This is a genomic window from Nonomuraea sp. NPDC049378 (genome assembly GCF_055586745.1).
This window is the reverse complement of the sequence record NZ_JBVJHP010000033.1, coordinates 46,096-64,040: the sequence shown is the minus strand read 5'-3', so window position 1 is coordinate 64,040 and position 17,945 is coordinate 46,096. Positions and strand designations below refer to the sequence as shown.

Here is a 17,945-nt window from a genome sequence, read left to right as displayed (position 1 = left end):
TCACCAGCGGGCATCGGCCAATATCTTGATATGGTTGACAATATGAAGATATGGTTCGCAGTATGTCAATACCGTCAAGTGCCGGAGACCGTCCGAAGGAAGACCTGACCGCGCGCGCTCGCATCCGAGACGCCGCGCTGGCCCAGTTCGCCGCTCGGGGCGTCAAGGCCGCCACGCTGAAGAACATCGCCGACGCTGCGGGCGTCTCCGTCGGCCTGGTGCAGCACCATTTCGGCTCCAAGGACGGGCTGCGGGAGGCCTGCGACCAGCATGTCCGCGACGCCATCCTGGGTGCCGCCAGCCAGATCCAGGAAGAGACCGACGTCGACCCCGAATTTCTGCGGGGGATGTACGAGGCGAGCGAGCTCAGCGTCCGCTACCTCGCGCGGGCCCTGGTCGAGGGCTCCCCGGTGGCGGCTGCGGTGTTCGACGAAGGCGCCGAGGTCGCCGAGCGGTTCTTCACGGCCACCTGGCCCGATGACTTCCCTCCCGGCCAAGCGAAGGTTCGCGAACGGGCCGTCGTGATGGCGGCGATGCATCTGGGCACGATCGTGCTGCACGAGCATCTGTCGCGGCGGCTCGGCGTCGACGTGTTGCAGCGCGCGCACTCCAGCCTGATCGGCATCGCCCTGGCCGATGTCTACGCGCACATGGGTGAGTGGTTCGCCATGGAGCAGGGAAGCCGGCTCCGTCAGGCCGTCACCGACTTTCACACGAAGGAGCACCCCGATGCCTGATGTGATCGAGATCCGCCGCCTGATCAAGGACTTCGGCCGGGTCCGTGCGCTGGACGGCCTGGACATGACCGTGCGGGAAGGAGAGGTGCACGGCTTCCTCGGCCCCAACGGCGCCGGCAAGTCCACGACCCTGCGCATCCTCCTCGGCCTGCTGCGCAAGGGCGCCGGCGAGGTCCGGCTCCTGGGCGGCGATCCCTGGTCCGAGGCCGTCGAGCTGCACCGGCGGCTCGCGTACGTCCCCGGCGACGTCACCCTGTGGCCGAGCCTGTCCGGTGGCGAGGTGATCGACCTGCTCGCCCGCCTGCGCGGCGGCACCGACGCCAAGCGGCGCGACGAGCTGATCGAGCGCTTCGCCCTGGATCCGCGCAAGAAGGCCCGGACCTATTCCAAGGGCAACCGGCAGAAGGTCGCGCTGATCGCCGCACTCGCCTCCGAGGTCGAGTTACTGCTGCTGGACGAGCCGACCTCCGGTCTCGACCCGCTGATGGAAGCGGTCTTCCGCGAGGTCATCACCGAGGAGCGGCGCGCCGGCCGTACGGTCCTGCTCTCCAGCCACATCCTCGCCGAGGTCGAGGCACTCTGCGACCGGGTGAGCATCATCCGGGACGGCCGGATCGTGGAGACCGGCACGCTCGCGCAGCTGCGCCATCTCACGCGCATCTCGGTCACGGCGGAGCTGGACACGGCGCCGGATGGCGGCCTGCCCCATGTCCACGACCTCCGCATGGACGGTGGCCGCGTACGCTTCCAGGCCGACACCGACCACATCGGCGAGGTGCTGGCCCGGCTGGCGCAGTACGGCGTGCGCGACATCTCCGCCCAGCCCCCCACCCTCGAAGAGTTGTTCATGAGGCACTACCGATGAACACGCCGACACTGATCAGGCTGATCCTGCGCCGCGACCGCGTCTGGCAGCCGCTGTGGCTCCTGCTGGTCGCCCTCTTCGTCACCACCACGGTGGCCACCATCCGCCAGTTGCTCCCGACTCCCGAAGCGCGCCTGCACTACGCGAACGAGATCGCGGCCAACCCCGTGATCCTTCTGATGCAGGGGCCGGCGTACGGCGACAGCCTGGGCGCGGCCGCCGCTCAGCAGCGGGGCGCCGCCACCATGATCTTCGCTGCCCTGGCCAGTGTCATCCTGCTGGTCAAGCACACCCGCTCCGACGAGGAGCAGGGGCGGCGCGAGCTCGTCGGCTCGGCCGCCGTGGGGCGGCACGCGCCGCTGACCGCTGCTCTCGCCGTCGTGCTGTGTGCGAACCTGGTGCTGGCCGTGCTGATCGCCGTGGTCGGCGTGAGCGCCGGGCTTCCCCTGGCCGGGTCCCTCGCCTGGGGGCTCATGGCCGCGTCGGGCGGCTGGGTGGGGGCCGCGCTGGCCGCGGTGGCCGTGCAGGTGACTCAGAGCGCTCGGGTGGCCGGAGCCGCGGCCTTCACCGTGTTCTTCGGGGCTTACCTGATCCGCGGCGTCAGTGACGTGGGCGGCCCGAGCATGGAATGGCTGGGGTGGCTCATGCCGAGCGGGTGGATCCTGCGCGCCCACGCCTTCGGCGGCGAGCGGTGGTGGGTGTTCCTGCTGGTCGCGGTGTTCGTCGCGGCCTTGACCGGGTTGGCCTACGCGCTGTCGGCCCGCCGGGACATCGGCGCCGGCGTCGTGCCGCCGCGTCTCGGTCCCGCCCATGCGCCGAACGGCCTGCGCGGGCCGCTCGGGCTGGCGTGGCGGATGCACCGGGGCATGGCACTGGGGTGGGTCGCGGGTGCCGCCTTCATCGGTGCGGCGGTCGGGCTGGGCGGGCAGACCGCCATCGAGACGTTCGCCCAGAGCGGCGCGCTGGATTTCTGGGTCGAGCGGACGGGAACCGACGATCCCACGGAGATCTTCTTCCGCCTCGTCGTGTACAAGCTGGCGATGTACTCCGTCTCCCTGTACTCGATCATGACGGTGCTCCGCCTGCGCGGCGAGGAGGCCACGGAACTCTTCCTGTCCTTTCCCGTGAGCCGGACGCGCTGGGTGGTCAGCCATCTCGTGTTCGCGGTTGCGGTGCCTGCCGCCGTTCTGGTGATCGCCGGCCTCGCGCTGGGCCTTGGCAGCGGTGACTTCGCCGGTGGGCTGGCCATCACCACGACCCTCCTGCCCGGCGTCTGGGTGATGGCCGGGATCGCCGTGGCGGCCTTCGGGCTGTTCCGGCGAGCCGGAGCGGTCGTGGGGTGGACCGCCTTGGTGCTGGCCATCGCCGTGGAGGTCGGCTGGGAGGTCGGGCTGGTGAGCGACTCGTTCTTCATGGTCTCCCCGTTCGCGCACGTCCATTACTCCACGCTGGCCAGCCCGGGAACGGGCACGCTGCTCGGGCTCACGCTCGTGGCCGCCGGCTTCACCGTAGCGGGCCTGTACGGGCTCCGCCGCCGCGATCTGGCTGTGTGACTCCGGCCGCCCAGCAGGAGGGGATACCGGAGCCGCTTCCGACGACACCGGCAAGGCTCGGCTCGACCACCGCGCTGCTTGGCCGCGATCACGCGGCGGGAATCAGCGGGGTAGTTGCAGGTGAACGCAGCCCAGTCGCGCACCAGGCGCCCAGTGTCGGGATGGCGCCGCAGCAGCTCGTCCCGTTCGGCGCCGCCAGTGGCGTCGTCGTGCGGGCCGGTCACATGCCGCTCGATCGCCCCCTGCACCTGGGCGGCGAACTCGGGCGGCCAGGACGTCAGACCGTGCGCGCGTACGCGCCAGGAGCGCGAGCCAGCGAGGTGGATGTGGATGGAGAATCTCTCAGCGGCGGGAAGCCCAGGCGGGTAGAGAGTCCGGATCGTCCTGCCGGACGGCCTGCCACGGCTGCAACCCTCAGCCGCTGGTGCCGAATCAAGCAGCAGGGCCTCGCGGTCGAGGAGAGCGGCGACCTCCTCCAGGAACGCGCCGCTTTCCGCTGACTACGGTGGAGGAGCTGATCGTCTTGAGTGAGGGGCGCGAAGACGTGGATGTGTATGAGGCCGTGGACAGTCGCCGGGCCGTGCGGGCGTTCAGCGATGAGCCGGTGCCCAAGGAGATACTCGAACGAGTGCTGACGACAGCGACGCGAGCTCCGTCGAGTGGGAATCTCCAGCCGTGGCATGTGTACGTCGTGACCGGCGAGCCCTTGGCCGAACTCAAAAGGCGCGCGACGGCCAGGGCCCGGGCGGGAGACCCGGGTGATGAGCGGGAGTATCCGATGTACCCGGCCGAACTGACCTCGCCGTATCTGGACCGCTTTTCCGCCGCGGCCGCGCAGCGGTACGAAGCGCTGGGAATCGAGCGTGACGACCCCGACAGGCCCAAGAAGATCGCTGCCTTGAACTCGGAGGCGTTCGGGGCGCCAGTCGTACTGTTCTGCTACCTCGATCGGACGATGGGGCCCGGACAGTGGGGGGACGCGGGGATGTACCTGCAGACGGTCATGCTGTTGCTGAGAGCGGAAGGGTTGCACAGTTGCCCCCAGGTGATGTGGACGATGTATCGCAAGACTGTCAGCCAGCTGGTCGGAGCCGATGACGGGCTCGTACTGTTCTGCGGTGTCTCAGCGGGGTTCGAGAAGGAAGGCGTGCCACGGCTGCGTACAGGGCGGGCGGACATGATGGAGACAGTGAGCTTCATCGGGGTGTGATCGCCAGGCGGTGAAGATCCGCAGGGTCGGACCCTTGTAACGCGGTGCAAGGGGCGGATGGGCGGGTCAGTCCTGGGCGTCCTCTTCGACATCCGCCTCCGCCGGGTCGCGCGGCGTGGCCTTCTGGCTGGGGGCGCACCGGGACATGGCGCGGGAGAAGGCGACAGCCGCAGGGGCGCGCCACCTTCATCCGGAAGGGACATCTCACAAGCGAGACTTGACCCGCCTGGGAAGCCGAGCAGTCGGCGACCGGATCGAACCCCTGGTCAACCCTCGTCTATGCGCACGGTCCCCGCGGCGCCGTCGATGGTGATGAGCTGCCCGGTTCTGATCTCGTGGGTGGCGTTGCGCACGCAGATGACGGCGGGGATGCCGTATTCCCTGGCGACGGTCGGGCCGTGCGCGACCGGGGAGCCGGTCTCGGTGACCAGGCCCGCCGTGGTCAGGAAGAGCGGCGTCCAGCCGGGGTCGGTGGTGGGTGCGACGAGGATCTCGCCGGGCTCGATGTGCGCGTCGGCCGGGTCGCGGATCACGCGCGCCCTTCCGGTCGCCCGACCCGCCGCTCCGGCCATGCCGGTGAGCACTCCGTCCTCCGCGGGGCCTTGCGGCGCGAGCGCCTCCACGTCGGTGCCGTCGGACAGCAGCGCTCCAGGTACGGCGGGCCGTCGCAGTTCGCGCTCGTACTCGGCCCGACGGGCCGCGATCAAGTCTCGGAGATCCGCGCCCTGAACGGCCCGGCGTGCCTCGACCAGGTCGAGGAACATGATGTCGTCCGGTCGCTCGAACAACTCCTCGCCGACGAGCAGCAGTTGCTTCCGCGCGGCCTGCAGCGGGATCAGCCAGGCGAACTTGCCGATCTCGCGCAGGCCGGTGAGCCCGCGCGACCTGCGCATGAGGAAGGTCGCGACCCTGCCACGGATCGGCCGTCTGCGTCGCGCGCGCCGCGCCAGCGCGGTGAGCATCCGCTCGGCTCTCGCCGCTGCCTGCTCGAACCGCCGGTCCGGTGCCTGGCCGGGGTCGTCCACGCGCAGGTAGTTGGCGATCGTGGAGAACAGCGGGGCCTGGTCCTCCGACCACCGTGGCGTACCGACGTCGATCTCGGCGGCGGCGCGCATGCCGTACTTGTCGAGGAACGCGGCCATGCCGATGTCGGGCAGGTCGCCTTCGCGGTAGCGGGCGGCGAGCTCAGCCGTGGGGGTGGTCGCGAACAGGTCGCGGTGCTCGCGCGCCCTCACCGCGAGCTTCCACAGGGCCAGGTCCATCTCCGTGGTCACGTTGTACGGCATGCCGCCGAGAACGGTGTCCAGCTCCTCCTCGGTGGCCACGCCCTCGAGCAGAGCGGCCGGAGCGGTGCCTGCCATGATGCCGGCGACCAGCGGCCACATGATCCCCTGCATGTCCAGGGTCATGACCGGTTTGTGCGCGTCCTCCGCCGCCCAGCGCAGCCGCTCGGCGGCGGTCGCGTTCTTCCCGGGCGGGACGGTCAGTCGCCTGATCTTCTCCACTCCACGGTAGGCCTTGGCCCGCGCGGCCTCCGGCCGGGCCAGGGCGGAGACGAGCCCGGCGACGGCTCGGGGCGCGATGAGCGCCGTCGCCCTGATGACCGTGCGCATCCTGAACGGCAGGCCGGGCCGCGGGGCGAAGCGCGGATCGTGCAGCATCCGCTGCACCGCGCCCTGCACGCGCGGACCGTACACCTCCAGTGAAGCTCCCAGCCGTTCGCGGATCGCCTTGTTGCGCAGGAAGTCGGTCAGGTCGAAGTAGAGCCTGCCGCCGATGGGAACCATCCGGGGCAGCGGATCACGCTGATCGAGCTTCGCGCCGACCGCTTCGAACCACGGGGCGGCGCCGGCCTTGAGTATCGACACCCCCATCGGGGTCATCGGCCGCAGCATGCCCTGGATGTGTCCGATCTCCAGGTAGAGCCGGGGCTGGCCGGTCGCGGGCGGCGCCGGGAACAGGGTCGTGATCGGGCGGGACTGCAGTAACCACAGCGTGCCGTCTCGATCGATGGCCCACTCGATGTCCTGCGGCGACCCGAAGTGCTCCCGCAACCGCAGTCCTGCCGTACGCAGGTCCTCCAGCCAGCCGTCCTGGACGGCATCGTCGTCGAATTCGTAGTGGTCGGGCACCACGGTCCCGTCGACGATCGCGGTGCCGAGTCCTTTCGCGGCGTCGACGACCATCTGGGTGCGACGCCCGGTGATCGGGTTGGCCGTGAACAGCACGCCGGCCCGCTCGGGGTCGACCATCCGCTGCACCACGACGGCCATCGCCGCGTCCTCGATGCCGGCGTTGGCCCGGTAGGACACGGCGCGCTCGGTGTGCAGGGAGTCCCAGCAGCGGCGGACGGCGTCGATCAGCGCTTGGCCGCCCTCGACGTTGAGGTAGGTGTCCTGCTGCCCGGCGAAACTGGCCTGAGGGAGGTCTTCGGCGGTGGCGCTTGAGCGCACCGCCACCTTGCCGCCGCCGAGTCGCTCGTAGGCCTCGACCAGCTCTGTTGCCGGGACCTCTCCAGTCGCATGGGCTTCGACGGTCACGCAGAAGCCGTCAGGGACCCGCTCACCTGCCTTGATCATCTCCCCCAGCCCGGCGGCCTTCCCGCCCACCAGGTCGACCATCGAGGCGTCGATCTGAGACAGTTGGATCAGCTTCATCCCGTACCCTCCTCGCAGCCTTGGCGAAAAGCTCCAGCGCCTGGAGCACGATCTGCTGCTCCTGCTCGGTGAAGTGCTCCCAGAGCCGCATCTGCGCATCGACTCTGACCCGGCGGATCCGTCGCAGCAACGCGGTGCCCTGCTCACTCACCCGGATCCTGCGGGCGCGGCGATCCCGCTCGTCCTCATACCGCTCCACGAGCCCGCGCCGCACCAGCCCGTCGACGATCCGGCTGGTCCGCGAGTCGGAACGGCCGATCAGGGCGGCCAGTTCCTTGACCGTGGGCTCCTCACCGCGGTCGAGCACCTGCAGCATGACGTTGTCGATCAGCCGCAGGTCGTCGTCTTCATGGACGTGCAGCAGCGAGGGCAGCAGGTCGCGTTGCATCGCGGCGAGCAGCTGCTGAACGTGGTTACGTGTATTCATCTGCTTTTCCGCATTAGATGCTAACTAGCAGGCAAATTAGCACGTACGCGGGCGCTCGTCCATCCTCCTGGGGTCCCCAGCAGCGATGAGGTTCGTCGGTGGCGTGCAGTCCGGTGTAGTCGACGCCGAACCCGGCGGTGGCCTCGATCCCGAGGTCTGCCAGGGTAGTTGCCGATGTTCGCCGGGCCGGCCGCTTTCGCTTCGGTGGCCGGCCCGGCGGCCGAGGCCGCCTCTCCTGGCCGGCACCGAGCCGCGAACTGTCCGTGGTCATGATCCAACACCGTGTCTAAGCCGAGACCTCAGGCGCGAGCTGTCCGCCTCGGCTCCATCCCGCCGGTCCAAGCCGCCTACCATCACGCGCTGCTCACCCTCCCGCATCCCGCCCGCGCTCGCCGCCGACCCTGCGCGCGCGCCGGATTCGGTCTCATCGCCGAACCCGGCATCGGAGCGGGCGTCGGCATCGCCTATGACGCCTGCGGTCGCTACGCTGCGGTTTGATCTGCGGTGGAAGGCCGTCTGCGGGCTGGGACTGTTGTTTGACATCCTCCCCCGCCTGAAGGCGGGGATCTCCTCGGAGGTATCCGATGAACCGTGCGGTGAAACAGGACGGAGCCGACGACAACGTTGCGTCTTCGATGTGGCGGCGGCCTCCCCGAGCCTGCTCAGGGAAGGCCGCGCTGATCGCGGCCGTCGGCATTGAGCACGATCAGTGACCAAAGTTCGGATCAATCCGAACGAATCGATGGCCGGGTTTCTCTGTCAGGATGATTGAAGGGCTGGGACGCTCGGGTTGGGCAGGAGATCGCGGCTCGTCCAGGTCGGCGAGTGTGCGGTGAATGGTGGAGTCCGACAGTGCTGCGCCGAACAACACAGCGTGGTGGGCTTGCAGCCGTTCGGCCTCCAGCAGGCTCCACGCGCCGCACGTGATCGCTGCGGCCAGGGTGACCGTGACGTGAGCGCGGTCACATCAGGTCGTGCTTTGCCTGCCCGGCCACAGTCCGCCGAGCGCTGCGGTCAGCCCCACCCGATCGGCGAGCGTGTGCAGCAGGACCGCGCCCGCGTGACCCACCCAGGGCGGCTGATTTGGCATGTGAGCAGCAGCAGCGTTTGTCGGGTCAGTTTGGACAGCACTCGAGGGCTGCTCGGGCCCGGAATGTCGGTGAGAAGTAGCAGCAGCCGGAGGCTGGGCAACTCACTTAGCGTGTTCATGTGATTGCTGACAGCGGGCAGCGGCCCGTCCTGGTGCTCGTCTCCAGCGCCAGGCGCTGATCCTCTCGGCCAGCCCCTTGAGAGACTCGACCGTGTGGTCTTGCCCGCACCGTTCGGACCGACCAGCGCATTAGATGTCACCGGGGGCGACCTGCAGGCTGAGCTCGTCGACCGCGACCACATCCCGGTAACGCTTGGTCAGCCCGGCGGGTTCGATCGTCAGCATCCGTCCACTGTCCTCCACCGTGGCGGCCCTCGCTACGTTGCGGCCGACGGGAGACTCACCTGGCACACGGCCCGCGTGCTGTACTCCTGGTTGGACTTTGCCGCTTGACGGCAAGAATTGAGGTTCATACTGGTCCGGCACGTACATTGTCCTCCCGCCAAGGCTTGTCAGCATCGAAACTGAAAGCTTCATACGGGTGAGGGGATGATTCATATGATCGCCCGGGACCTGGCGCACGATTTTCCGGCCATGCGGTCCGACGCGAGATTGATGGACGTGCTGGCGGTCATGGTCCGCGGCAATCTTCCCGGAGTCGTGATCCTGGACTTCTCCGGGCGTTCCCAGGCGACGCTCTCGCTGCCGAGGGTGCTCGATCTGCTGCTTCCGTGGCCGTTTCGTGAGAGCCCGAACCTGGCGAAGGTATTCCCGGACGAGACCGGCGAGCGCATCCTGACCGAGGCGCTCCAGCGCCCGATCGGCGACCTGCTTTCCGCGCTGCCCAGCCGGGAACTTTGCCGCGTACCGGGCCACGCCACGACCTTGGAGATAGTCACCGCGATGACGCGACAGCGTAGCCCGCTGGCCACGGTGTCGGACGCCGGTGCCGGCTCCAACGTGATCTGTGCGAACCGTCTGCTCGCGCGGCTCTTGCAGGCCCTCAGCGAGGGCTCCTTGGGGCAGGGGTCCGGGTGCCGCTCATGATGGCCCCCTCACCAGGCCAGCCCAGCAGCCGCGCGCCGAGAGTCGCCGTCTCGAGCGCGTGTCGCTGTATCGGGTTGTTCAGGTCATAGCCGGTGAGCTCGCGGATTCGCTGCAGGCGATAGGTCACCGTACGCACGCCGATGTGCAGGCGGCGTGCCGTCGTCGTTGCCACGCCCTGGGCGGCGAAGTAGGCGAACAGCGTTTCCAGCAGCGCACCGGGGCCTCCTCTGGCGGTCCGCAACGGGCCGAGGACGGCTTCGACCAGTTCGCTGATCGCCGCGTTGTCCCTCAGCAGCACCTGCAGAACGAGCAGGTCGGACGCATGCAGGATCCGCTCGGGGAGTTCCAGGCGGTGGGCGAACGACACCACGCTCCGGGCTTCCTCGAAGGAGCGCACCACGCCGCCGAAACCGTGGTGGGTGCGGCCCACGCCGATCCGTAGCGAGGGGTCGCCGTTCATCATCTCCTGCACCGCCGCGCTGAAGGCTTCGCTCACGCCTTTCACGTAGCCGGAGGATATGCAGACCAGCAGGCCTTCCTTGGTGGCGATCAGGATGTCACGCAGGCTGAACCGGGACAGCAGGGACGCTTCCACGTGACGTGAGACTGGCCCGCCGTCGAAGAAGGGTTGTCCGGCCGCGGCGATGGCGACCACGTGGGCGCCGGCGAGGCGCAGCCCGAAGCGCTCCGCTCGCTCGGCGAGGGCACCCACGTCACGGCGTCCGTGGAGCAGGTCGTCGATGAACTCCCGGCGAAGTGCCTCCTCGCGGCGGATCATCAGGCGCTGGGCCGCCTCGTAACCCTCCACCAAAGCCACGATCGACCGGTCCGCGGCCTTGAAGACCGCTTCCCCGGCGGACCGGAGCTCCTCCGCCCGCCTGCTTCGGACGATGCCTGGCAGAGCGGGCCACGCCAGCCATGTCGCGCTCAGGTGCACATCGATGATGGCGCGCAGGGGCACGCCGTCCCGCGCCGCGGTCCCACCACATTCCCGCATGCGGGCCAGCGCGGCCGCTCCTGGGCGTCGCCCGGTCCGACTGACGTCGGCCAGCAGTGGGAGATAGTCCCTCAGCCACTGGGCAGGAACACCCCCGGCGTCAGCGCTGGCACGAGCGGCGATCTCAGCGAAAGGCAAGTGATCCGCGTGTCCGCCGGTGCCGTGCTGATGTTCCCTGTCCCAGCAATCAGTCATAGTTCCAGATTCTCCCGAAATGGGACTGTTCGGCAAGATAAGGATGGCTATAGGCAGATTTGTCGGTTCCTGCTTACCGAAGTCCGGCAATGGGAGTTGCAGCGATCAACCGGAGAAGAAGCGGTCTGGAATGGCTGGTCCCTGCGGCGGGTCTCACGCCTATGCCGGCGACCACGGCCACGTGCTGCACACGGATTGAGGGTCACACCGGCTTGTTCCGTTGCCCGTGCCGCGCATGGTTCACGCGACCGTGGTGGGCAGGATGGTGACGGCCGGCGCGGTTGCCATGATCGACATGGTGGTCCAGGGGAGCGACGTGGCTCTGATAGACATCAGGAATGCTGTCACCGTCCTGGTCTGCGGTCTCGGCCTCGTGCAGGCGCCGGTAGACACGGTTACGCAGGCGCAAGATCACAGACGCCAGCAGCGCTGCGGCGACAGAGCCGCCGAGCACGGCTATCTTGACGTAGTCGCCGCGCGCGCCACCGGCGCCGAAGGCCAGGTCGCCGATGAGCAGCGACACTGTGAAGCCGATGCCGGCCAGAATCGACAACCCCAGCACATCGACCCAACTCAACCCCTCGTCGAGGTGAGCACGGGTGAACCGAGCCACCAGCCAGGTCGCGGCCATGATCCCGATGGGTTTGCCGACGACCAGACCGACCACGATGCCAAGGGCGACCGGGTCGCTCAGGGCGGTGAAGGCACCGTTCAGCCCACCCAGCTGCACGCCCGCCGACAAGAACGCGAACAAGGGCACCGCCACCCCGGCTGAGAGCGGCCTGAACCGGTGCTCGAAGTGCTCGGCCAATCCCGGCCCGGTTTCCGGCCCGCCCGCGCGCCGGCTGCGCATGACCGGCACGGCGAAGCCCAGCAGCACGCCGGCGACGGTGGCATGCACGCCCGAGGCGTGCACCAGAGCCCAGACCGTTATCGCCAGCGGCAGCAGCAGCCACCAGGAACGCAGCCGGTGCTGCACCAGCACAGTGAAGATCGCCAGTGGAATCAGCGCCACCAGCAACGGCATCAGCGCGAGGTCGCTGGTGTAGAAGACGGCGATGATGACGATCGCCAGCAGGTCATCGACCACGGCCAGGGTCAGCAGGAACGTGCGCAGCGCCGCGGGCAGGAATCGGCCGATCACCGCGAGCACCGCCAGCGCGAAGGCGATGTCGGTCGCGGTGGGGATCGCCCAACCTGCGGCGGCGCCGTCGACGTTCCGGGTGAGCAACAGATAGAGCGCGGCCGGGACGATCACGCCTCCGAGGGCGGCGGCGACCGGCACCGCGGCCCGCCGCGGCTGGCGCAGATCCCCGGCGACGAACTCGCGTTTGAGTTCCAGGCCGGCCACGAAGAAGAAGATCGCCAGCAGCCCGTCAGCTGCCCAGGTGGCCATGTCGAGGTTCAGGTGCAGCCAGGCAGGGCCGATGGTGAAGCTGCGGACCTCCTCATAGGCGGCTGACCACGGGGAGTTGGCGCACGCCATGGCCAGTGCCGCACCCGCCAGCAGCAGGGCGCCGCCGATGGTCTCCTTGCGGAGAATGTCTGCGATGCGACGGGCTTCAGCCCAGGAGCGCCGTCCGAACAGGCGGGGTGCGCTACGCGCGGGGCCAGTCATGAATACTCCACGTTGTACGGCAGGCGGGACCTCGTCCTCCTGCGACCGAGCCGAAACGTTGCGACCGCTTCAAGGTCGTCGCCGCAAGCGGCCCGGCTCGGTGCCGGCGCCGCATCGGCTCACGCGGCTGCAGACGTTCACGCAGGTGCGACCACACCCTCGCCTGCACTCGCGACACGTGCACCTGGCAGACGCCACATTGCGGTGCGAGCCCCGGCCGGCGTCGGTGGCCATGCACCGCGACAACGACGCCACGCGCGGAGGTGCCGTCGAATCTCACCCAGGATCAACGGGACCGCATCAACAGTGAAGGTGCCGCCCCTGCTGATGTCGAAGCTGTCATGGGCCCTCACGACGCCGACATGGCCCCACTGGATGAGATCCATCCGCCTCTTGCCATGCGCGGCCCAATGCGCCTCGCCACACCGTGACGTCCGAACCGTCACAGCAGTTTTCTCCAGCACAGTTTCACCCCCGGCTGTTGTCCCCAACCGAAGACTGCCGGGAGAACGCGACATACGACTAGGACTACCGGCCGCAGCCCTGACGGGTAGTACGTTGCCGCACAACGGCAACTTCCGCAGTCCCGCTCGGCCACGGCCGGCCCGACGGCGGCCCGGGACAGATCGTGGGTACCGCAGCGAGATGATCTCCTGCATCTTGGCTCGCGCCTGCGGGGTCTCTGCATCGCGCCGCCCATCTGTGCGATGCCACCGTGATCCGCGGCCACGAGACCGAGATCGACACCGGCGTCGGTGCGAACCGTGGGAGCAGACCATCGCGGCGCTGTTGCGCAGCGCCTGCCGCACGCCCGCCACTACTCCACTGAACCGGCCGACAGGGCCTTGAGGCGGAAGGCGTGCACGGCCGCGCTGATCCCTGCGGCTACCTCCGGCAGCGGGGCGGCCGGGCAACGCTGGAGCGCTGTCCGCGATGGGCGGCGCTCGCGCCGCTCCCGTCCCACCGCCTATAATTTAGACATAATTCGAATCAGGAGGGGTTGTCATGACCGTCCCCACCGGCCAGTGCTGCGCCCCGATCGCCCGTGAACCGCTGGCCGAGGACACTGCTGCCGAACTCGCCGTCATGCTCAAGGCGGTCGCCGACCCGGTACGGCTGCGCCTGCTGTCGATGATCGGCTCGCACGCCGGCGGCGAGGCCTGCGTGTGCGACCTGACCGACGCCTTCGACCTGACCGCCCCCACGATCTCCCACCACCTCAAGGTCCTGCGCACCGCCGGGCTGATCGACGGCGAACGCCGCGGCACCTGGGTCTACTACCGCATCATCCCCGAGGCGGTGAACAAGCTTGGCGCCCTGTTCGCCCCGCTCACCGAGTCCACTCCTGGACCCGCCCCCCGGCCTGCGGCGGGACGCACTGAGCTGGAGCTGCTGCCCGCATGACGGTCGCCCCGGCCCGTCGACGTCCAGGTGTCGGCGGCGGGTCGGCGGGCCTGGCCGCCAGCTACTATCTGCGCCGCGCGAGAGCCGACTTCGTCATCCTCGACGCTCAGGACAGCGCCGGCGGCGCTTGACGGCACCTCTGGGACAGCCTGCGCCTGTTCTCGCCGGCCCAGTACAGCTCGCGGCACACATGTGCACACCGCGCGGCGAGCGCGTGATCATCGAGATCGACGGCCGCGCCCTGTTCGACCTGGCCACCCGCCGCCACCGCCCGCCCAGGCGGGCGAGCAGGCCGGGAGCATGGCCGTCCCGCCCGTGCGCGAGGCCCGCGAGCGGGGCGTGCTCAAGGCCAGAGCCCATGTCCGTCCCGCCTGCACCTGCTCGGCTATGGCGACTGGACCGGGCCCGCCTCGGCCGCCCTGATCGGCGCCGGCTGTACCGCCCGGCAGCTCGCCGCCGAGATCACTCACCCAGCCGCAGTACGCTTCGCGCCGCGCCTAGCAACTAGACCCATCATGATTAGATGCTCATCTATCTTGACGGATATCAAAATGTTCTGAGATCGTGGCATCTGCTTCGACATTCATCTAATTTTTGGCTGGGGTGGGCACTCCGCCCTGCTCAGTAGGGAGACACGATGACGAACCAGGCCGGCGGCGGCTTCCTCGGGAACCTGGATGAGGCATTCGCCCCGCCCGCTGCGGGAGGTTGCTGTGGCGGCCCCTCCGCCCCCACCGGCGAGCCATCCGCCCTCGCAGGGCAGAGCGCGGAGCCGGCCGCCGCCGAGCAGGCGGCTCATAGAGGTTGCTGCGGGCAGGACCCGGCTCCGGCCGGTCTCCGGGCCGACTCTCAGGCCGGTTTTCAGGGTGCCGCCGGGTGCTGCGGATGACCTGCACAACATCCGACCTCGGCCAGGGCGAGCCGGATCTGGCCGCTGTGGTGGAGGCGGTGTCGGCCACTCGCATGCACGCCACGGTGCGCGAGCTGGCCGGCGACCGCTACGCCGGGCGGCGTGTGGGCTCGCCCGGCGGCCGCGCGGCCGCTGTCTGGCTCGCCGAGCAACTCGGCGAGCTGGGCGCGCAGGTGCAGGTGTCGGAGTTCGACGTTGCAGGGCTGCGCGAACTGTATGAGACGCCCGTGCTCGAATGGAGCAGCGCCGGGCAGACGCGGCGCCTGGAACACCGCCGTGACTTCGTCGAACACCTGGCCTCCACCGAACTCTCGCACCCGCGCACCGCCCTCCTGACCAAGGCCCCCGAGACCGGCTCCGAGACCGGCTCGCCGGCCGGCCTGCGCGGCCGATGGGTACTGGCCGACGCCACCACCTGGGGGCGAGCGTGCGAGCTGGCCGAGGCGCAGGGCGCGGCCGGAGTGCTGACCGTACGCGGCACCGACGCCGAAGGCTGGATGCCCAAGCTGATCGCCGGTCCGGCTGCCCGCACGGTGGCCGTCATCGCCGTGCACCCTGAGGTCCACAGGCGCCTGGCCGAAGCGCTGGATGGCGGCCCGGTTCAGGTGACGGGCTCGATGCCGTTGCGGCAGGTCGCCACCCGAGGCCGCAACGTCTACGCCCGCTTCTCGCGCCCTCCTCGTACCGAAACGAACACTCTGACCGGCAGCCCCGCCGACGGCGGCAGAGGCGGCACCGATCACGGTGGCGCGCAGGCCGGGCTGCGCATACTGCTGAGCGCGCACTACGACGGCGTCGGCGACGATCCCGGCCGGCGCCTGCCCGCGGCCGCCGACAACGCCTCCGGGGTGGCCGCGGTCCTGGAGGCCGCTCGCGTGCTGGCGGCCGCTGCGCCACCCGGGGAGCTGGAGCTGACGGTGGCCTTCCTGGACGCGGAGGAGGCGGGCGCGTGGGGCTCGGCCCATCACGCCGCCGCCCTGCCACCGGACACGCTCGTGATCAACCTCGACGGTGCCGCGCAGTTGCACGAGGCCGCCGCTGTCGAGGCGGGCGGACCCGCCCACGCTTTGCTGGCCGCCCTGGACCAGGCCGCCCGCCTGACCGGCGTGCCATTGAAGGCGGGCGCGATGGCCTCCGACAACCGCCGCTACGCCGCCGCGGGCCTGGCCTCGATCGGCATCGGCATGGGCATGCCCGGCTACCAGACTCCAGCAGAGACTCCGGATCGCGTTGAGCCGGACACACTGATGGCCGCCGCCCGGCTGCTGGTGGCGACCGTCATGCTGCTCAACGCGTAGGAGGAGCGCCAGAGCGGGAAACAGCTCTCGTCACCTGGGCCATCAGGCTGGCCAACGCCGGTTCGATGGCTGACCGGAGAGCTGGCCAGTTCACAGTCCGGATGATGACGGACGACGGCCAGCGTGGTGGGGCGCTAGCCGGTCGGCGGCGCGCCGTCTCGCGCGGCGAGGGCGGCGAGAGCCTCGGCGCACCGCCCAGTGGAGGAGTTCTCCTGGTCGCCGCGCCGTCGTGATCGTCCATGTACGTGATAACAGTTCGTTGTCACGTACATGGATGGCCTGGGCGAGAAGGAAGAACCGGGCTTCCGCTCGCCTAATTAATCGAATATCGTCGATGAACGATGAACGAGAACAAGGGGCCCTTGCCGCGTGCGGAGGCCGAGGAGTACGCGAGCTGGTTCAAGGCTTTGGCTGACGCCACCCGCATCCAGATCGTTTCGCTGCTGGCGCGGCGGCGCGCGCCGATGAGCGTGGGGGAGATCGTGGCCGCTTCCGGGGTGGGCCAGTCCACCGTCTCCCACCATCTGAAGATCCTGGCCGAGGTGCGGTTCGTCCTGATCGATCGGCAGGGCACGTCCAGCCTGTACCGGATCAACGAGAACTGCGTGAACTGTTTCCCGACCGCCGCCGACGTGGTCATGGGCAACCCCGTCCCGGCAGCGCCCACCTGCGAGTGAAGGAGCCTGGTCATGGCGCACGACGAGATCATCGACCACTACTCGGCCCTGGCCCGCGCCGCGGACGCCGGCCGGACGGTCGCCGACTGCCGGCAGGACGCCTTCGTACAGGGCGGCTTCGGCGCGGCCGGCTACGACGACCTGACCGTGCTCCCCGAGGGGGCGGTGCGAGCCAGCCTGGGCTGCGGCAACCCGGTGGCCGTCGCCGACCTGCGACACGGCGAGACGGTGCTCGACCTCGGCTCGGGCGGCGGCATCGACGTGCTGCTGTCGGCGCGCCGCGTCGGCCCGTCCGGGACGGCGTACGGGGTGGACGCCAGCACGGACATGCTGAGTCTGGCCCGGCGCAACGCCGAGCAGGCCGGCGCGGCCAACGTGGAGTTCCTGCACGGCACGATCGAGGCGATCCCGCTGCCCGGTCACGCGGTCGACGTGGTCATCTCCAACTGCGTGATCAACCTGTCCGGGGACAAGGCGGCCGTGCTGGCCGAGGCGTTCCGGGTACTGCGGCCCGGCGGCCGGTTCGGCGTCAGCGACGTTGTCACCGCGCACGTCCGGGACGAGCGGGCGCGGCAGCGGGCTGAGCAGCGCATCGGCTGCGCGGCCGGGTCGCTCGCCGTACGGGAGTACCGGGACCTGCTGGCCGCTGCCGGCTTCGTCAAGATCGCCATCACGTTGACCGCCGATCACGGCGACGGGGTGCACTCGGCCATCGTCCAGGCCGTCAAACCCGCCATCGGGCCCGGCCTGGAGATCCGGCCGATGCGTGAGGGCGACGCCGCCGAGGTGCTGGCGATCTACCAGGCCGGGCTGGACACCGGCCAGGCCAGTTTCGAGACCACCGCGCCCGGCTGGGAGGGGTTCACCGCGAGCCGGTTGCCGCATCTGCGGTATGTGGCGGCCGATAGCGACTCCGGCGAGGTGCTCGGCTGGGTGGCCGCCTCGGCGGTCTCCGGCCGCCCGGTCTACGCGGGCGTGGTCGAGCACAGCATCTACGTCCACCCCGGCTGCCAGGCCCACGGCATCGGCCGCGCGCTGCTGTCGGCGTTCATCGCCGCAGCCGATGACGCCGGCGTGTGGACCATCCAGTCGGGCGTGTTCGGCGAGAACGCCGCGAGCCTGAGTCTGCATCAGGCGCTCGGTTTTCGGATGGTGGGCACGCGCGAACGCATCGGCCGCCACCGCGGCGTCTGGCGGGACGTGCTGCTGATCGAACGCCGCAGTGTTGTGATCGGAGCCTGAAAGACCGCAAGGGCCGCC

General features: G+C 69.6%; 15 protein-coding genes and 1 pseudogene. 11 read left to right on the top strand and 5 right to left on the bottom strand.

What is annotated here, in order from left to right:
- Positions 1-62 precede the first annotated feature (62 nt).
- The 5 genes from ACZ6SA_RS44945 to ACZ6SA_RS44925 all read left to right on the top strand — a co-directional run bounded on the left by ACZ6SA_RS44945 (position 63) and on the right by ACZ6SA_RS44925 (position 4,365).
- The gene (locus ACZ6SA_RS44945; protein ID WP_347648638.1) at positions 63-737 is read left to right on the top strand and encodes a TetR/AcrR family transcriptional regulator; all 675 of its coding nucleotides are present in this window, start codon (positions 63-65) and stop codon (positions 735-737) included.
- On the top strand, positions 730-1,602 hold the full coding sequence (locus ACZ6SA_RS44940; protein WP_465835295.1) for an ABC transporter ATP-binding protein: 873 nt from the start codon (positions 730-732) through the stop codon (positions 1,600-1,602). The genes ACZ6SA_RS44945 and ACZ6SA_RS44940 overlap by 8 nt, the downstream gene beginning before the upstream one ends.
- Positions 1,599-3,155, top strand: coding sequence for an ABC transporter permease (locus ACZ6SA_RS44935; RefSeq protein WP_465835293.1), 1,557 nt, complete (start codon positions 1,599-1,601; stop codon positions 3,153-3,155). The genes ACZ6SA_RS44940 and ACZ6SA_RS44935 overlap by 4 nt, the downstream gene beginning before the upstream one ends.
- 161 nt (positions 3,156-3,316) lie before the next feature.
- On the top strand, positions 3,317-3,655 hold the full coding sequence (locus ACZ6SA_RS44930; RefSeq protein ID WP_465835291.1) for a hypothetical protein: 339 nt from the start codon (positions 3,317-3,319) through the stop codon (positions 3,653-3,655).
- A 5-nt stretch (positions 3,656-3,660) separates the two neighbouring features.
- The gene (locus ACZ6SA_RS44925; RefSeq protein ID WP_465835289.1) at positions 3,661-4,365 is read left to right on the top strand and encodes a nitroreductase; all 705 of its coding nucleotides are present in this window, start codon (positions 3,661-3,663) and stop codon (positions 4,363-4,365) included.
- 266 nt (positions 4,366-4,631) lie between these two features.
- On the opposite strand, the gene ACZ6SA_RS44920 is transcribed toward ACZ6SA_RS44925, so the two are convergent.
- The 3 genes from ACZ6SA_RS44920 to ACZ6SA_RS44910 all read right to left on the bottom strand — a co-directional run bounded on the left by ACZ6SA_RS44920 (position 4,632) and on the right by ACZ6SA_RS44910 (position 8,539).
- The gene (locus ACZ6SA_RS44920) at positions 4,632-7,022 is read right to left on the bottom strand and encodes a PEP/pyruvate-binding domain-containing protein (RefSeq protein ID WP_465835287.1); all 2,391 of its coding nucleotides are present in this window, start codon (positions 7,020-7,022) and stop codon (positions 4,632-4,634) included.
- Entirely contained in the window at positions 6,928-7,449 is a 522-nt protein-coding gene (locus ACZ6SA_RS44915) for a MarR family winged helix-turn-helix transcriptional regulator (RefSeq protein WP_465835286.1), read from the bottom strand. The genes ACZ6SA_RS44920 and ACZ6SA_RS44915 overlap by 95 nt, the downstream gene beginning before the upstream one ends.
- A 967-nt stretch (positions 7,450-8,416) precedes the next feature.
- Complete coding sequence (locus ACZ6SA_RS44910) at positions 8,417-8,539, bottom strand: hypothetical protein (RefSeq protein WP_465835284.1); 123 nt, start codon at positions 8,537-8,539, stop codon at positions 8,417-8,419.
- A gap of 549 nt (positions 8,540-9,088) precedes the next feature.
- On the opposite strand from ACZ6SA_RS44910, the gene ACZ6SA_RS44905 reads away from it, so the two are divergent.
- Positions 9,089-9,586 carry a CBS domain-containing protein gene (locus tag ACZ6SA_RS44905; protein WP_465835282.1) on the top strand — a complete coding sequence of 166 codons (498 nt, stop codon included), beginning with the start codon at positions 9,089-9,091 and terminating at the stop codon, positions 9,584-9,586.
- Here the strand turns inward: ACZ6SA_RS44905 and ACZ6SA_RS44900 are convergent.
- Both ACZ6SA_RS44900 and nhaA read right to left on the bottom strand, forming a co-directional pair.
- A complete protein-coding gene (locus ACZ6SA_RS44900) occupies positions 9,543-10,778 on the bottom strand; it encodes a PucR family transcriptional regulator (RefSeq protein WP_465835320.1) in 1,236 nt (411 codons plus the stop codon). The genes ACZ6SA_RS44905 and ACZ6SA_RS44900 overlap by 44 nt on opposite strands.
- A gap of 202 nt (positions 10,779-10,980) precedes the next feature.
- Positions 10,981-12,396 (bottom strand): Na+/H+ antiporter NhaA, encoded by a 1,416-nt coding sequence (gene nhaA, locus ACZ6SA_RS44895; RefSeq protein ID WP_465835280.1) that lies wholly within the window; start codon positions 12,394-12,396, stop codon positions 10,981-10,983.
- Between the two features lie 1,005 nt (positions 12,397-13,401).
- On the opposite strand from nhaA, the gene ACZ6SA_RS44890 reads away from it, so the two are divergent.
- The 5 genes and pseudogenes from ACZ6SA_RS44890 (at position 13,402) to ACZ6SA_RS44870 (ending at position 17,927) form a co-directional block, all read left to right on the top strand.
- Positions 13,402-13,800: a metalloregulator ArsR/SmtB family transcription factor gene (locus tag ACZ6SA_RS44890; RefSeq protein WP_347648628.1), complete on the top strand. Its 399-nt coding sequence runs from the start codon at positions 13,402-13,404 to the stop codon at positions 13,798-13,800.
- Positions 13,797-13,928: pseudogene (locus ACZ6SA_RS44885) on the top strand (NAD(P)-binding protein); the annotation flags it as partial. The gene ACZ6SA_RS44890 and the pseudogene ACZ6SA_RS44885, both read left to right, overlap by 4 nt.
- 757 nt (positions 13,929-14,685) lie before the next feature.
- The gene (locus tag ACZ6SA_RS44880; protein ID WP_465835277.1) at positions 14,686-16,008 is read left to right on the top strand and encodes a M28 family metallopeptidase; all 1,323 of its coding nucleotides are present in this window, start codon (positions 14,686-14,688) and stop codon (positions 16,006-16,008) included.
- Between the two features lie 341 nt (positions 16,009-16,349).
- Positions 16,350-16,685, top strand: a complete 336-nt coding sequence (locus tag ACZ6SA_RS44875; RefSeq protein WP_347648626.1) for an ArsR/SmtB family transcription factor — start codon at positions 16,350-16,352, stop codon at positions 16,683-16,685.
- Positions 16,686-16,697: 12 nt separating this feature from the next.
- The gene (locus tag ACZ6SA_RS44870) at positions 16,698-17,927 is read left to right on the top strand and encodes a GNAT family N-acetyltransferase (protein WP_465835275.1); all 1,230 of its coding nucleotides are present in this window, start codon (positions 16,698-16,700) and stop codon (positions 17,925-17,927) included.
- Positions 17,928-17,945 lie beyond the last annotated feature (18 nt).

Excerpts from the sequence above, each read along its gene's own strand:
- ACZ6SA_RS44945 (WP_347648638.1), top strand. The coding sequence starts at position 63 with ATGTCAATACCGTCAAGTGCCGGAGACCGTCCGAAGGAAGACCTGACC.
- ACZ6SA_RS44905 (WP_465835282.1), top strand. The coding sequence starts at position 9,089 with ATGATTCATATGATCGCCCGGGACCTGGCGCACGATTTTCCGGCCATG.
- ACZ6SA_RS44935 (WP_465835293.1), top strand. The coding sequence starts at position 1,599 with ATGAACACGCCGACACTGATCAGGCTGATCCTGCGCCGCGACCGCGTC.
- ACZ6SA_RS44920 (WP_465835287.1), bottom strand. The coding sequence starts at position 7,022 with ATGAAGCTGATCCAACTGTCTCAGATCGACGCCTCGATGGTCGACCTG.
- ACZ6SA_RS44940 (WP_465835295.1), top strand. The coding sequence starts at position 730 with ATGCCTGATGTGATCGAGATCCGCCGCCTGATCAAGGACTTCGGCCGG.
- ACZ6SA_RS44910 (WP_465835284.1), bottom strand. The coding sequence starts at position 8,539 with ATGCCAAATCAGCCGCCCTGGGTGGGTCACGCGGGCGCGGTCCTGCTG.
- ACZ6SA_RS44930 (WP_465835291.1), top strand. The coding sequence starts at position 3,317 with ATGGCGCCGCAGCAGCTCGTCCCGTTCGGCGCCGCCAGTGGCGTCGTC.
- ACZ6SA_RS44890 (WP_347648628.1), top strand. The coding sequence starts at position 13,402 with ATGACCGTCCCCACCGGCCAGTGCTGCGCCCCGATCGCCCGTGAACCG.
- ACZ6SA_RS44915 (WP_465835286.1), bottom strand. The coding sequence starts at position 7,449 with ATGAATACACGTAACCACGTTCAGCAGCTGCTCGCCGCGATGCAACGC.
- ACZ6SA_RS44870 (WP_465835275.1), top strand. The coding sequence starts at position 16,698 with ATGGCGCACGACGAGATCATCGACCACTACTCGGCCCTGGCCCGCGCC.
- nhaA (WP_465835280.1), bottom strand. The coding sequence starts at position 12,396 with ATGACTGGCCCCGCGCGTAGCGCACCCCGCCTGTTCGGACGGCGCTCC.
- ACZ6SA_RS44880 (WP_465835277.1), top strand. The coding sequence starts at position 14,686 with ATGACCTGCACAACATCCGACCTCGGCCAGGGCGAGCCGGATCTGGCC.
- ACZ6SA_RS44900 (WP_465835320.1), bottom strand. The coding sequence starts at position 10,778 with ATGACTGATTGCTGGGACAGGGAACATCAGCACGGCACCGGCGGACAC.
- ACZ6SA_RS44875 (WP_347648626.1), top strand. The coding sequence starts at position 16,350 with ATGAACGAGAACAAGGGGCCCTTGCCGCGTGCGGAGGCCGAGGAGTAC.